The 14,270-nt window shown below is 70.2% G+C and carries 12 protein-coding genes; 3 read left to right on the forward strand and 9 right to left on the reverse strand.

The window, feature by feature from the left end:
• The coding region (locus tag ACZ52R_RS30290) for a hypothetical protein (protein WP_465754477.1) at window positions 1–503 on the reverse strand (503 nt) is incomplete at its 3' end.
• Window positions 504–578: 75 nt separating this feature from the next.
• Window positions 579–1,340 (reverse strand): hypothetical protein, encoded by a 762-nt coding sequence (locus ACZ52R_RS30295; protein WP_465664455.1) that lies wholly within the window; start codon window positions 1,338–1,340, stop codon window positions 579–581.
• A gap of 459 nt (window positions 1,341–1,799) precedes the next feature.
• Here ACZ52R_RS30295 and ACZ52R_RS30300 point away from each other — a divergent pair, with 459 nt between their 5' ends.
• Complete coding sequence (locus ACZ52R_RS30300) at window positions 1,800–2,090, forward strand: hypothetical protein (RefSeq protein WP_465664454.1); 291 nt, start codon at window positions 1,800–1,802, stop codon at window positions 2,088–2,090.
• Between the two features lie 70 nt (window positions 2,091–2,160).
• On the opposite strand, the gene ACZ52R_RS30305 is transcribed toward ACZ52R_RS30300, so the two are convergent.
• From ACZ52R_RS30305 to ACZ52R_RS30320, 4 genes are all read right to left on the reverse strand, one after another.
• Entirely contained in the window at window positions 2,161–3,720 is a 1,560-nt protein-coding gene (locus ACZ52R_RS30305; protein WP_465664453.1) for a DUF2637 domain-containing protein, read from the reverse strand.
• Window positions 3,721–4,054: 334 nt separating this feature from the next.
• Complete coding sequence (locus ACZ52R_RS30310; RefSeq protein ID WP_465664452.1) at window positions 4,055–4,267, reverse strand: hypothetical protein; 213 nt, start codon at window positions 4,265–4,267, stop codon at window positions 4,055–4,057.
• A gap of 384 nt (window positions 4,268–4,651) precedes the next feature.
• On the reverse strand, window positions 4,652–5,074 hold the full coding sequence (locus tag ACZ52R_RS30315) for a helix-turn-helix domain-containing protein (protein WP_465664451.1): 423 nt from the start codon (window positions 5,072–5,074) through the stop codon (window positions 4,652–4,654).
• Between the two features lie 108 nt (window positions 5,075–5,182).
• The gene (locus tag ACZ52R_RS30320; protein WP_465664450.1) at window positions 5,183–5,818 is read right to left on the reverse strand and encodes a hypothetical protein; all 636 of its coding nucleotides are present in this window, start codon (window positions 5,816–5,818) and stop codon (window positions 5,183–5,185) included.
• Window positions 5,819–7,004: 1,186 nt separating this feature from the next.
• On the opposite strand from ACZ52R_RS30320, the gene ACZ52R_RS30325 reads away from it, so the two are divergent.
• The gene (locus tag ACZ52R_RS30325; protein WP_465664449.1) at window positions 7,005–7,598 is read left to right on the forward strand and encodes a site-specific integrase; all 594 of its coding nucleotides are present in this window, start codon (window positions 7,005–7,007) and stop codon (window positions 7,596–7,598) included.
• Entirely contained in the window at window positions 7,511–8,371 is an 861-nt protein-coding gene (locus tag ACZ52R_RS30330; RefSeq protein WP_465664448.1) for a hypothetical protein, read from the forward strand. The genes ACZ52R_RS30325 and ACZ52R_RS30330 overlap by 88 nt, the downstream gene beginning before the upstream one ends.
• 1,205 nt (window positions 8,372–9,576) lie before the next feature.
• Here ACZ52R_RS30330 and dnaB read toward each other — a convergent pair.
• From dnaB to ACZ52R_RS30345, 3 genes are all read right to left on the reverse strand, one after another.
• On the reverse strand, window positions 9,577–10,995 hold the full coding sequence (gene dnaB / locus ACZ52R_RS30335) for a replicative DNA helicase (RefSeq protein WP_465664447.1): 1,419 nt from the start codon (window positions 10,993–10,995) through the stop codon (window positions 9,577–9,579).
• Window positions 10,996–11,126: 131 nt separating this feature from the next.
• On the reverse strand, window positions 11,127–11,948 hold the full coding sequence (locus tag ACZ52R_RS30340) for a DciA family protein (protein ID WP_465664446.1): 822 nt from the start codon (window positions 11,946–11,948) through the stop codon (window positions 11,127–11,129).
• The gene (locus ACZ52R_RS30345) at window positions 11,948–13,639 is read right to left on the reverse strand and encodes a hypothetical protein (protein ID WP_465664445.1); all 1,692 of its coding nucleotides are present in this window, start codon (window positions 13,637–13,639) and stop codon (window positions 11,948–11,950) included. The genes ACZ52R_RS30340 and ACZ52R_RS30345 overlap by 1 nt, the downstream gene beginning before the upstream one ends.
• Between the last annotated feature and the right edge of the window lie 631 nt (window positions 13,640–14,270).

Genomic DNA, 14,270 nt, shown 5'->3' on the forward strand with positions numbered 1-14,270 from the left:
TCCAGGGAGAGGAATACGACGGCCGCATCGTGGGGGGCTCCGAGGTTATCCCGCGCATCCCGGATCACGTCCTGGGTCAGCTGCTCACGGTCCGACCCCGGGTCCACGCTGACACGGGCGGAGGAGGTGACCTGCATCAGCTGGCGAGACAGGTGACCGTCCGGGCCCGGAGCCTCCTCGAACCAGGCGAGCGTGACGGTGCGGAGGTAGTCGACCGGGTCGGACCCCGAGAGTCCGAGGTCGTTCGGTTCCAGGGAGAGGAATACGACGGCCGCATCGTGGGGGGCTCCGAGGTTATCCCGCGCATCCCGGATCACGTCCTGGGTCAGCTGCTCACGGTCCGACCGCGGGTCCACGCGGAAGCGGGGGAAAGAGGTGGCAACCCACTGCCTGGTTGTGTAGCGAGTTGTGCGGCCGTCAGGCATCCGCGTCTGTGTCTGCGTGTCCCATGTAAGGGTGGCAGTGCAGAAGTAGCGGACGGCGTCGGGAACGGAACCGGTCATGCTGCTTGCTCCTTTGTCATCGATGGCGTCAGCTTCCGAACCGGGGCTCGCTGCTGCACGGTGCTGAGCACCGCCTTACCGCAGCTCTGCGTACGGCGTCGGTGTGGCGGTCGGGTGGAATCGGTGTGGTCGGTAAGCCCCGCCAGCGCGGGTGGGGCAGGAGTCGCCCGGGACCAGGGGCAGGTCACCTGCGAGCTGGGCCTGCCGAATCTCGGAAGGGGTGAGCGGCACACCCCCGACGGCCGTGAACTCCCAAAGCCGGGGGGAGTGCTCACGCCAACCGTCAGGGTCGATCCGGTAGACGCGTCGGACTACTCCGTCCACGGCCACGATGGCGAACTCAGCCTGCGCCCGTACACCGGCGCCGATGGGCCAGACCCCTCGGTCGCTCGCGTACTGCTCGTACCCGCCGACCTCGCCGAAACTCCCTCGGGGATCGCTCTCGTCGTGCCGCACCCGATCGCGCCGTGAGATGACGACGGCAACTCGCTCGCCCTGGCGAACGGAGCCAAACCGCTTGCGCACGGCAGGGACGCCCACGCCGAGGGCCTGGGCGACGTCCTCCAGGTCGGTTCCGCGGTCGATGAGTCCGAGGGCGGTTTGGTCGGTGCGGTTGGAGAGGTGCCCGGCGGCGTGCTTGAGGACCCGTAGGTAGGCGAGGCGTTCGGGTTCGTCCGCGCTGCTGTCATCCTCCGGGTCGATCGGCCCGTCCACTCTCGGCCCGCCTACAACCCCGGCCAGTTCGCGTGCAAAGGCGGATGTCAGTTCGTCAATGGCCAGCTCAAGGCGCCCCTGTTCGCTCGCACCCAAGGGCGTGCGCGCTTCATCGTCAGACATGGGATAACCGTAGTGATCCCCTCACCTCTCTGGCAACGGGTTTACCCCGGTTATCCCCTCTGACCGAAGGGGCCGTCCTGCACCGCAGGCCAATCACCAGCCCGTCCGGCCTGTCAAGGGATTCCCGTTCCGGCCCGGATTGTCGGTCCCGCCCGACAGTCTGGGCCAGCGTGCTTTCGCGATCCGCAGACAGAGGGGTTCGGGTGCCACGGCAGGTGAGCGAGGCGGCCGCCGTCGCCATGATGCTGACAGCGAGTCTGCAACCGCTGGAGCCCCGGCCAGCCAGCGGGGCGAAGCGTGGCGATGCCACTGCCAGGCCTGCGGCAAGGAGGTGGCCCCGCACCTCAGCACGGTCCGGCCGGGGTCGCCTCACGCGGAGCGCAGTACACAGGATGCCGCTTCTGCGCAGCGGTCAAGCGCGGCCGCCGCCAGAGGGAGGGCACGGCCCAGAAGGCCGACGTGATCCTCGGCCACCTGTCGGTCGGCGATCCCTGGGCCAACGCCGGTCTCGATGTCCTGCTGCTCGGTGAGCTGCTGGCCCGGATCGGCGGCTCCGCGGTCGTGGCGACCGCACCGTCGTTCATGCGCGGCGGCCGGAGTCACCAGTCGCTGATGACCGCGCTGCACGCCGCCGGGTTCGTGCCGATGGCGGGGCACACCGTCGTGGCCGACGCCGCGCTTGTACCCGCGCTCTCCGGTCCGGCCGGCCAGGACCTGATCCGGCGCTACGAGGCGGAAGCGGCCCGCTGACCGTAGCGTGCGCAGCAGCAGTGAAACGGTCCGGCGCCCGAGGGGCCGGACCGTCGTCGTGGTGCGAGGGTCAGACCCCTGCGTTCTCCAGCTGGAGCTGCTCCTGGTCCTCCTGGATGGGGAGCGGGAAGAGGTCCTTGAGGTCGTTGTAGTAGCGCTCGACGCTGCGCAGGCTCACCGGCTGGTCGCCCTTGCCCCGCGCCCGGAGGTTGTAGGGGCTCTTGAAGAGGTGGCGGCGGAGTTCTTCGGGCCCTGGGTGGCGCCCGTGCTCAGCGACCAACACGGCGAAGCCGATGGCCCACTTCAAGGGGATGTTCTTGGCGAGCGCTTGGTCCGCCAGTGTGGGGTCGATGGTCGGCAGGTCGTCCTCGCCCGGGTCGGCAGCGGGGGCGGCCCCTTCGGTGCGGGTGGTCTCTGCAAGGACTGCAGAGGTCTCCTGCACCAGCCGCTCGGACTGTCCCGCACCCGCAAGAGCTGTGCGGGAATCGGGGGCGTTCGGCTGCTCGTACGTGACCATCAGGTCCGGTCCCGACTCGGCCCGCACCGCGTGCACCGGGGCCGGTGCCGGGCCCGCAAGGCCTTCCGCAAGTGCGCTGACCTGCAAAGACTCGGGATATGCCTGCGCAGGAACCGGGGTTTGCCGACCGAGGCTGCCCGCAACCGCAAAGGCCTCGGCGCCCGGTCCCGCACCCGCAACGGCCTGTCCCGCCGACTCCCGCAAAGCGGCTGGCCGACCGGACGGCGCGCCCGCAACACTCTCGGACTGTGCCCGCATCGGCTCCGTCCGTTCCCCGGCAGTGGTGGACGGTATCTCGCCGTCCGCTGAAGTCAGCTCCTTGCGCGGACCAGCGACCGTCGGCAGCTGGGCCGCGCTCTCCGGAGCCTGCGGCTTCGGCCGGCCGTCGGCGGCTGCGCGTGCGGCGAAGATCCGGTCCATCGGGCGGGTGGCGACGCCGGCGGCCGCGAGGCCGTCTTCGTAGGTGATCTCCATCGGCACACCCAGCTCAAGCAGATCCACCGGCAAGCGCGCGGCCGCAGGCAGCTTCTTGTTCGGACCAACCGGAGCGTCCTTCAACAGGGTGAGGTAGGTGAGGCGGGCCTGCTCCAGCCGGACCGCATCGTCCACGCTCCGGATCTCCCACAGCTGCATCCGGCGCCACATCGCCCAAGTCTGACGGGGAGCGAGCAGCCAGCGCATCAGCCGGATCTTCTCGATGGTCCGGTCCGAGCTGAGCTCCGCAAGCCGGGCGATCGCGTGCCGCGTCGCCTCAGAAATGATGATGAACAGCACCGGGATGACGGCGTGCATCCCCGTACCCAGCGGGTCGGGCCAGGACGCCGCTGCGTTGAAGGCGATGGTCGCCGCCGTCAGGGCCCAGGCGGTAGGGCGCAGCAGCGGGAAGGGGATGCGGAGCCAGGTGAGGACGAGGTCCAGCGCGAGGAGGACGAGGATGCCGACGTCCACGCCGATCGGGAAGGCGTAGGAAAACGTGCCCATCCCGACGCCGAAGGCCACGTGGCGGACGGCCAGGTACGAGCCGGCCAGGCCGATCAGGGCGACAAACGCGGCACCCAACGCGACGAGCAAAATCAGCGCCCGGTGGACCCTGGTCAGGACCGGTCGTGTCACAACTCTTCCCCTCTTGTCTTGCTTGGGTGCTCAAGGGGTGCAGTTTTTCATGCGGGTCGGACGTGGCGCACCGGGCAGACCTGGTCAGCCGCCTTGAAGCCCCAGAAAAACGCCCGCTGAGACGCGGGCTGGGACAGCCCCGTCCCAGCCCGGCTGCGGCGGTCCCGCACAGGTCGAAACAGACTGTTTCTCCACCACGCCACGATCCCGGCGAGTGTGACCACTCACCGTGACGAGGTTGGGATCCGCCCGCAGAATACGCGACACCTGAACATGCGGGCCTACCAGTCAACCGTCGCAGGTCAGGGGCCTACGGTGGGGATGGTCGGGCCGGTCAGATCTGCCGGTCCGGGTCGGAGAAGGTCAGGCCGCCGGCCGCAAGCGGACGCCGGGCCGGTGCTGGCGCGGCCGCGGTCTCGCCAGGCGGCTGGCGGAAGTCGGCGCCCTGCTCGACCGGCAGCAGCCGGCGCCCGCCGGACTGGGCAGGCACGGCGGCTTCGACGGCGGACTCGGAGAAGCGCAGGGAGAGCCTGCGACGGTCAGTCATGATCACCAGTCTCGCAGCTCGGACAGGCCGGTGGGCCACACCGCTATCACCGGTGCTAGCGATCGGGCCCTGGGGGCCGCAGCCAGGCTTGTTTCAGATCTCCAGAACAGAGTGGTCAAGCCGTAGCTACCTCGGGGCCCGAGCCGAGTAGCCGCCTCGCGGTCTGGCTCTACAGGTAGGGCCAGACCGCTATCACCAGTGCTAGTGCTTTGGCCCTGGCCAGCAGGGCCAGAACGAGGGCCGACTGCCTCACCTGGTGAAACATTCGGTTTGGCCCCACCTGCGGGGCCAAACCGCTATCACGGGTGGTAGTGCTTTGGCCCTGCTGGCAGGGCCAACGAAGACGGCCCGGGCGGTTGCCCGGGCCGTCGCAGGTCGTGCTGACTATGCGCTGATGCCGAGGTTGGCGAGCTGGCCTTCGTAGCGCTGCCGCAGTCGCTCGCCGAACCGCTCGGGGTCGAGGGAGTCGATCCGGGGCACCGAGGCCAGGCTGGCCCGCATCTTGCCGCCGGTCAGCAGCGGGTGAATCTGGTAGACACCCGGCTCCAGCAGCCAGGCCAGGCCCTTGTCCGCCAGTTGCTTCACGGACCGGTTGACGCTCGGCGCGCTCAGCCCCAGCAGGGTGCCCATCTCGGCCTGGGAGAGGCCGGCGCACCCCGTCTCCGGATCCTGGTAGGCCAGCAGCGTGTTCACCAGGCGGAAGCTGTTCGCGGTCAGCTCGACCAGGCTGAGGACGGCCAGCGCCTCACGGCTGATCGTCACGTACTCGGTGGTCGGGATCGGCGGGACGTACCGGGTGGTCGTCATCTGGAGTCCTCGGTCAGGGGCGCGGAGCGCCCGCCGGCTGCTGATACGTTGAGCATCCAATGTCAGGTTAGGCCCGCTCCGGTGCAACGGAGCGGGCCTCGCCGTCTCTCAGGCGCTCCGGACGGCCCGAACCTTCGGGGCCGCCGCCGGCATCTCGTTCTTCTCCGCCTTCGAGCCGAGCAGCACGACGTTCGCGGCCTTGGCCACCGACCGCTGCTCCTCGCGGCGCTCCTTGCGCCAGGCCGTGGCGTACTCCGGGCCCGGCATGAGGAACTCGGGCACCTCCGCGACCCAGATTTCCTGGGCCAGCTCCTGGTCGGCGCTGGACCCGGCGAAGGTGAGGAACGGGTTCAGCTGGTAGACCGAGCGGCGTGCGGTCCGCAGCCAGCCGATCTCGTTGAAGAACAGCAGCGACTCGCCCACGTAGGTCCGCGAGACGCCGGAGGCGGCGCTGATGTCGCGGTGGGTGGTCTTCACCATGCCCAGCGGCGCCCGGCGCGGGGCCTTTCCGCTCATCTGCTGGAATCCGACCAGGGTGCACCATGTCCGCATCCAGGTCTGCGGGATGTCCATCTGGGCGAGGGTGAGCATCATCAGCGGGGCGTCGGTCGTGTAGCCCTTGGTGGTGTCGGACTCCGCGAAGGTGCGGCCCGAGATCTTCTGCACCGAGTAGACGACGTTCCCCCGGCTGTCGAGCCGGGTTACCAGCTGCTCCCCGTAGCCCAGCTTGGGCTTGTCAGCCATCGGCGCTCTCCAGGTTCCTTGATCCAATGTCACCGGGACACTATCACCGGTGATAGTGCTTTGGCCCTACCCTTAGGGCCAAACCGTCTCGGCGAGTCGCCCGGCTGCGCCTGACGGTAGGCCCGGGAAGCTGTGGATAACGCCCGCCGGTTTGGCCTGGCCAGCAGGGCCAAAGTCGCGGGCGTTTGGCCCTGCTGGCCAGGGCCAAACAATGCCTGACGCAAAGTGGTCATTTTCGCAGGTCAGAGCACGTTTTTGGCCGGTTCTTGCGGGCGGGGCTCTCTCATACACCCGCTGCGCGGGAGAACCGGGCGCTCCCGTACCTGCGGGCCCTGCGGCACCTTGTGTCACAGCGGCTACTGCAAGGGTTCTGACCTGCAGGTTTGTTCCTGGGGTGGCCTCCGGCGGGCTGGCTGCCCGTGCCGCTGCCGCCGCCCGGGCCGGGCTCGGTTTGGCCCTGATGGCCGGGGCCGACGGGTGTCACTGCGCCAGTCATGGAAGTCCGGCTGCCGCCGGACCCGGGCCTTGACGGCCCTTTCCATGCCTACGAGTTCAGTGGCTGGTGCCCGTGCCCTGCCGCTGCTGGCGCTGCGGTCCTGTGGTGGGTGCGGGCTGCTGGGTGGTCCCGGCCAGCGCTCCCAGGTCGTGAAGGTGGGAAACAAGGTCTTCGTCAGGTGGGTGGTGACATCGGCAACCGCTTGGTGGTGGGCAGGCCGAAGTACTCGATGCAGGCCGGACCGGCAGGTGGCTCCGCCCAGCACGGGCGTCGGCCGCCTGCTCGATGGCAACTGCCCAGGTCCCGATACGGTCGCCGTGTTGAAGGGGCCACCACGGTCGTTGGTACAGCGACGACGAACGAAGCCGGCGCACCAGCCCAGCACGACCATCAGCCACTGGAACTCATGGGCGCGGAAAGGGCCCCCTGGGGCCCGGTTGCGGCGGCAGCCGCAATTCCGTGACCGGCGCAGGAGGGCCAGCCACCTTCAGGTCTTCAGGCTCGCGGCGGTGACCGGCCCGGGCGGCGGCAGCGGCACGGACCGGCGCCCCCGGAGGCGGATGCTGCGGGAGGGCAGGTGGTGCACCGGTACAGAGAGGAGCGGCAGTGCCTGACTGGTGAGTGTTCTGGGTTCGCCCCGGTTGGCTGGCCCCGTCGAAGTCGGCCGAGAGCATCTGGTCGGAGTCGGGGATGAGGCTCGGGGACGCGGTGTTCGTCGGGCCAGACCACCGGATCGATCCGTTACTGTGCCGGTTCGGTCAGTCCTCGCGGTTTCGCGGGTTCGAGCCGGAAACCCGGCGAAACTACGCCACGGACATCTGCCTGCTGCTGAACTTCCTGTCTGCCCGGGGACGGCACTGGACGCAGGCAGGGGAGCGGGATCTGGCGGACTTCCGAGGTTGGCGGTTGAGCGCGTCCGAGAATCCGTCCCGGGTGGGGACATCGAAGTGGAACCGGGAGCTGGCGGCGTTCACCGCGCTGTACGCCTGGGCCCGGCGGGAGCGGTACGTGTCGATGAGCCCAGTGACGATGCGCCAGGTCACCGACGTGTACGGCGTTGCGCGGGAGGTCTCGAGCGGGCTGGTTAAACCGGCGGCGTCGGAGATGCACTGGCTGACGCCGCGCGCACCTGGCGATTGTGGACGGATATCGGTCTGCGCGGCCGCACTGCGAACGGCACCGTGGAGCCGGGGTGGGTGGGACGGCTGGAGGACCGCAACACCGCGTTCGTCGAGCTGGTGCTCTCCTCTGGTCTGCGGCGTCAGGAGGGCGGGTCGCTGCTGACAGTCGAGTTGCCGGTGGCGCGCCTGGCCGGCAGCCGGTACTACCGGGGGCGTGTCGCGGGGGCGGTGACCCGGTCGAAGGCCTCGCGCACCTATTACGCCTCGGCGAAGGCGGTGCGCGACATCGAGTCGTACGTGGAGTCCTCGTGGGCCTGGGCGGTACGCAAGGCGCAGGCGAAGGGCCGCTACGAACGGCTCACCGACGTACGGCTGGTCACCGAGGTCACCCGCGGGCCCAGGCGGAAGGTCCGTTGGAGGGACCAGTACGGGGTCGTCTTCGAGCGGGGGCTGGACACCCTGGCCTGGTGGGAGCGGATGTGGCTGTTCACCGAGGGGCCCGACGGTCCGGAGCCGCTGTGGCTGTGGCTGAACGAGGCCGGCCTGCCCTTTCACCCGCACTCCTGGGAGGCCGTCTTCCGGACCGCGAACCAGCGCTGTCGATTGATCCTGGAGCCGCCTGTGCACCGACGGGTGGATCCGCACCGGATCTATGCCCCGTTCGCCACCGTGCACAGCGCCCGGCACAGCATGGCGCTGATCATGCTGGTGGTGCTGAACTCGCTGCTGGACCGGCGCTTCGGGCTCAGCCCGCGCGAGCGCCGTGACTTCGCCCTGCTGTATGGCGACCCGTGGCACCTGGTCCAGGGCCTGCTCGGCCATGCCACCCGCCAGGTCACCATCGACACCTACCTGGCGCCGGTGCGCAACCTGCGCCTGGAGTCGCTGCTGGCCGAAGCGGAAGTTATCCACACCAGGGAAGGACGTGCAGCATGAACTGGGCAGCTGCTCCGTCGGCGGGCATCAGGCTGGCTGTAGACGGCCCATCCGACCCTGGTCGCCCTCCGCGGCGGACTCCCTGCAGCTGCTCGTCGCCTCCCTCAGGTCCGCCAGGGATGGGATGCCTGCCATGAGGGCGTCGACGCACGTTGCCTTAGCCGTCAGTTCCGGGCCTCTCGGCGTCCTGGTCCGCTTCCGAGGGGCTGGACGGCTTGTCGGACCCATGCCCGAAGTGCTGCCTCAGCGGCTCGTGGCACTCGTGGACGATGACGCCGGTCTCCTGGTCAACTACAAGCTCATCATATTGGTCAGCGTCGTGGTCGATGCGACGGTATTTGTCCATCCATCGCCCTGAACTTCGTGCTGGCTCGTCCCCCTGCCGAAGATCCAGAAAGGGCTTCTTACGCCCAGGCCGCTTCCCTGTCGCCACTACGAACTCGCGCAAACCGGCATCTGCGGAAGCATCGACCTCATAGAGTCGGCCCGCTTTCGCCCCGCACGCCGGGCAAGGGGTTCCAGCCGCTGCGGCCGCTGCAGCCGCAGGGTCGGGGAAGACGTACTCGCATTCGCGACAGCTCGCCGCCACCACAGTCGCGTCAGCCATGGTTGCCTCCAGAATTCAACACCCCCCTACGAGCCTAGTCAGGGCCGCCACAGGGTCTGAAAGATCTCAACATGCTGACTTGACAGGGAAGCCCGGTGTCACGCCGTCTTCGGCGTGACCGGTGCGGCGACGGGCCGACGGCGGGGCCGGCCACGGCCCTGGCGACGGAGCACGCCGCGCCCAGCCACCCGCACGGCCGCAGTCCGCATTGGTTCGCAGTTGCCGCCCGGTCCCGGCCTGGTCGGCAGGGCAGGCGGCGGGCGTTGCGGAGGTGGGGAAGAGCGAAGGGGCGGGGATGGACTCATGGTCCATCTTGGGGGACACCAGGATCACCAAAATGAACCATGAGTCCATCCCCGCTGGGCAGTGCAACCTGCCTTCAAGTACATGTGACGTGATCCCAGGGTCACGTCACATGTACTTGAAGCTCATCAGTGCCTGGGACTACGGCGCAGCATCGCGGGGTCCAGATCGAGCGGGAACGGGTCGGTGAGCTGGGTGGTCTCGTCGGCCTGGACGAGCCGGTCGACGTAGACGCCGTCCTCCAGGTGGCCGAGGTGGAGGCGGGGGGCCGCATGGTTGACGGTAGCGGTCGCGGCTACGGGGCGGTGCCGGCACTCGTCTCGTTCGCGGGTTGGACGTCGTCTTCGTCGGCCTGGTGGGGGATGTAGCCGCGGTCGCCCGGGTCGGTGAAGGCCGAGATCGTGGGGTGGAAGGCGACGGTGATCGTGGCGGTGGGGCCGTTGCGGTGCTTGGCGACGATGAGGTCGGCTTCGCCGGGCCGGTTGTCGGGTGCGTAGGCGTCGTCGCGGTGGAGGAGGACGACCAGGTCCGCGTCGTCCTCGAGGGTGCCGGAGTCGCGCAGGTCGTAGATGTGGGGCCGCTTGTCGGCGCGCTGCTCGGGCGCGCGGTTGAGCTGGGAGAGGGCGATGACGGGGAGCTGCAGTTCCTTGGCGAGGAGCTTGAGGCGGCGGCTGACCTCGTTGACGTCCTCGTAGCGGCTGCCGTACTTGTGCCTGCCGTGGTCGAGGAGCTGGACGTAGTCGACGACGATGAGCTTGATGCCGTGCTGGGCCTTGAGGCGCTGGCTCTTGGAGCGGATCTCGGCGAGGGTGAGGTTCGGAGCGTCGTCGATGAGCAGCGGGGCGGAGGTGATCTCGGGCATGCGGGTGGCGGCGCGGGTCCAGTCCCGGTCGGTCATGTTGCCCGAGCGCATGTGGTGCAGCGGGACGCGGCTCTCGGCGGAGAGCAGGCGCATGCCGATCTCGTTGCGGCCCATCTCGAGGCTGTAGATCACTGCGGGTAGGCCGTTGCGGAAGGAGCAGGCTCGCAGGATGGTCAGCGCGAGGGTGCTCTTGCCGTGGGCGGGCCGGCTGCCCAGGACGATCAGCTGCCCGGGGTGCAGGCCGTTGGTCAGCGCGTCCAGGTCCGAGAGGCCGGTGGGCACGCCGGCCGGGGCGCCGATGTACGAGCCGATGCCCTCGACCTCGTCGAGGACGCCTTCCATGACGTCGGCCATCGGGCGCGCCTCGACCCAGCTCGGGCTGTGGCCGGTGGTCACGGCGTGCACCTCGGCCTGGATCGCGTCGACCAGGTCGGTAGTGGGGGCGTCGGTGTAGGCGAGGCGGTCGATGCGCGTTGCCGTCTCGATCAGCCGGCGGCGCAGCGCCTTGTCCTCAACCAGGGTGGCGAGGGTCTCGGCTTCGGCGGTGCTGCGGACCATGTTGACGAGCTTGTGCAGGTAGTCCCGGCCGCCAGCCCTCGCGAGCAGGCCCTGCTCGGTCAGCTTTGCGGCGACCTTGATCGGGTCGGTGGACTCTCCGGCCGCGTAGAGCTCCAACACCGCGTTGTAGATGAGCTCGTGGCCTACCCGGTAGAAGCTGGCCGGGTACAGGATCTCGACGACGTCGGCCACCGCGTCCTTGGAGCGCATCGTCGTGCCGAGGAGCAGCTGCTCGGCACGCAGGTCGTGGGGCACCTCGAAGGCCGGACCGCCGTCCGGGTCCTGCTCGCTCACGCGCGTCCACCTCTCTGCTGATCGCCTGGTGTGGCCCGGGCCGGGGCCGGCGAACGGGTCGTCGCGGCCACCCTGTCGCACCGCCGCACGGCTGTCCCGGCTTTCCCCGAACGAGCGAGGCCGGCTGCGGCTCACGCCGCTCCGGTCTGCGGCGGGGCCGGGCGGGCGGTGCGCAGCGGGATCGCCCCGGCCCGGGTGGCGCGGGCGACGGCGAGAGCGGCACGGTGGCGTTCGCGCTGCTGGCGGACGTGGTCGTCGGCAGCGGTGGCCGGGGTGTCCTCGATCGCGCGGCGGTGGGCCTCCTCGGGCTCGCGCAGCCGGTTGTAGTGCTGACGCAGGATCGCTTCCCGTTCGGCGGCGGCCTCGTCGAGCGCCGCCTGGCGGGCGGCGGCGTCCTCGCACATCCGGCGGCGCAGCTCCTGGTAGGCGTGGTGGTCGGCCAGCGGGGGCCGGGCCGGCTGCGCGGCGGCCCGATCGTCACGGCGGGCAGGTCGGTCGTCGGGGTCCTGGTCGTGCTGCACCACGGGGGCGGGGCCGACGCGGACGTCGATGGCCCGGACGGTGCCGGGGCGCAGCTGCTCGAGGTCGGCAAGGATGCGGCGGGTCTGGTAGCGGAGTTGGGCGGCCCAGGCCGAGGAGTCGGCGACCACGCGCAGCCGGCGGGTGGTCGGGTCGTAGCCGGCGAGGTGCCAGTGGGCGGCCGCCTCGGGGCCGACGATCGAGGGCCAGCGGTCGCGCAGGCCTCCGCCAGCGGTGCCGAGGGTCCAGCCGTGGGCGGCGACCAGGGCGAGGAACACGTCCGCGATCGGCTCGGGTTCGCGCGCGCCGCGCCGCGGCGCGGCCGTGGTCTGCCGGGTGGTGCGCTGGGCGGGGACGTCCCCGTTGATACGGGCGGCCTGACGGGCGGCGCGCAGCGCGGTGCGGGCCAGGTCGGCACCGGTGGTCACGGTCATCAGCGGCTCCCGACGAGTCCGCGCTCACGACGGCGGGCAGCCAGCTGCTCGCGGAAGGCGATGCCCTCAGAGCGGTCCACGGTCATCCAGGCCGGGACCGTGACCAGAGGCAGCTCGGCGCCGTCGATTGCCCGGGGGACTTCGGGCCGGGCGGGCTGGTCCAGCACCGGCACGCACAGGCCGCACGGCAGCTCGATCCGCACGTGCCGGTCGCAGTAGGCCGGGCGCTGTTCCTCGGCCTGGTCGGCGTGGCCGAGGGTGTCCGCCGGCATCGGTGCCGGTGCGGTGCCGGACTCGGCGCGGGCCTGCTCTCGCTCGGCCTGGCGGCGCATCGCGTGCCGGTGCTGGGCACCCTCGACGTGGTACGCGCAGGTCTGGCACTCGCCGCCGAGCTCAACGTCCGTGCCGGACTCGCAGCTGGGCAGGTGGCAGCCGCGCCGGACCAGGCCGCGATTGCGCCCCGGGGCCGCGAGCCAGGCGTACGGGTCACGGATCTCGTCGCGCTCCAGGACGTACCGGCGCTCCAGCCGCTGGGCGACCCGCTCAACGTCGCCGCCCACCTCGCGGATCGCCTGACCGATCGCCCGGGCCACCTCCCGCTGCTGCCAGCGGTTCATCCGGTCCACCAGCTCCGGCACCAGGCGCAGAACCTGGTGAACCTCGGCGCTGACCGTCATCGGAGGCAACGCCCCGATCTTCGGTTTGGTCATGGTCGCGCTGGGGGTCTTCGGCAGTTCCGGCGAAGCCGCGATCCGGGCAGCCACGACGTTGGGCTGCCCGGCGACGGCGGGCACCAACTCGACCGCCGGGGTGGCCACGGCCTCGCATACGCGCGTGTCGCGCGGTACGGACGTTGCGGCTTCGCCGGACCCGACACCACGAACGGCGCGCAGGGGCTTGTTCAGGAGAGCTTGATCAAGAGAGCTTGATTGTGGAGCCGAAACGAGGGGGGAGGGTGGAGTCAGATCGAGGGGGGAGGGTGGAGCCGAAACGAGGGGGGTCTCGATCGGCTCCACCAGGGAGAACAGGTCGAGCTGCCCGACGCAGACAGCCGCCCCCTCGACCTCCTCAACGTCGGTCGGCTCCGCCAGCAGGCGGGCCTGCTGGGGCTGCGAGAACAGCGCCTCCTGCGTCACCACGCCGACCAGCGGGACGGGGTGCACGGTGTAGCGGAACGCCCCGCCGCTCTCCCCCTCCCGGCTCACCCAGCCCTCCGCCACCAGCTGCGCCGCGACCACGCGGGCGGTCTCAGTGCGCAGGCCGCAGAGCGCGGCGAGCTGCTTCGCCGAGGTCGTCGTCTCCAGGTGCTCCCGGTAGGCCAGGGCCGAGTACACCTTGAACCTGGTGCCGGACAGCACGTTCCGGGCGACCGCGGAGATCCAGACCGCGCGCACCTCCCGGCCGGCCTGCTCGACCCGGCGGGCGATCGTGCCGCCCTGGCGGTGCTCGCACTCCACCAGAACGCCCTCGACCCCGCGCAGCAGCGCGGCCACCGTCTTCTCGTGCAGACCGAGCCCGTGGGCGATCGTCGCATTCGACGCCCAGCAGTACCCGGCCTTGCTCCGGCAGTAGTCGCCCACCACGGTCACGGCCCGGATCTGATCCCCCGTGAACTGGGCGAGCCAGCCGACTGGGAAGCGGGTGCCGAACGCGGCCTCCCCGGCGTCGGCTTCGCCGGTACGCGAGGGCACCGGGGCCTCCGCCGGTCCGCCGGACCGCTGGCCGGGAACGACCGGCACGGCCGGAACCACCCGGTTCGGACCCGACCGTGTGACACTCGAAGCCTCACCCAGACGAGTGATGTGCGTCACATTGTCGACAGTGAGCGCGGCGGATCCGACAACCGGTCCGCCAACCGGTCCCTGGACAGAACCCAAGGCAGGAACGGGGGAGGAGAGATCGCCCCCCTCCCCGGGGACATCGCCCGAGCTCAAACCGGGGACACCACGCCCTTCGGTGACGACTCCGGGTGACTGGAAAGGGCTACTGACCTGCTGCAAAATGGCGTTGCTCCCTACAGCTACATGGGGACGCAGCGGCGCCCCCTCGGGGGTGTTCGTGAAAAGCGCCCCTCGTGGGTGTTGGTAAGACCCCCTCCGGGGGGTGCCGAACTGCCTCCTTTCGGGTCTCGCTCGCGTTCGTCTCGTGCGGGTCGGTCTTGGTGGTGGTGCGGGTGCAGCCGAGGCCCCTGCAAGGGCCCCGACTGCGGGTACTGCGGCCGGCCTTGGATGACCGGTGGTGGTGCTTGGTTCTGGCGAACCGGTAGTACGGCTGGTGGTCGGTTGGCGCCGATCCCCCAGCAAGCCCGCTCAACGGTTGGGA

This window comes from Kitasatospora sp. NPDC034023 (assembly GCF_055575795.1).

Coding starts and splice junctions, on each gene's coding strand:
- ACZ52R_RS30325 (WP_465664449.1), top strand. CDS start 7,005: ATGAGGCTCGGGGACGCGGTGTTCGTCGGGCCAGACCACCGGATCGAT.
- ACZ52R_RS30340 (WP_465664446.1), bottom strand. CDS start 11,948: ATGACCGTGACCACCGGTGCCGACCTGGCCCGCACCGCGCTGCGCGCC.
- ACZ52R_RS30295 (WP_465664455.1), bottom strand. CDS start 1,340: ATGTCTGACGATGAAGCGCGCACGCCCTTGGGTGCGAGCGAACAGGGG.
- ACZ52R_RS30320 (WP_465664450.1), bottom strand. CDS start 5,818: ATGGCTGACAAGCCCAAGCTGGGCTACGGGGAGCAGCTGGTAACCCGG.
- ACZ52R_RS30315 (WP_465664451.1), bottom strand. CDS start 5,074: ATGACGACCACCCGGTACGTCCCGCCGATCCCGACCACCGAGTACGTG.
- ACZ52R_RS30310 (WP_465664452.1), bottom strand. CDS start 4,267: ATGACTGACCGTCGCAGGCTCTCCCTGCGCTTCTCCGAGTCCGCCGTC.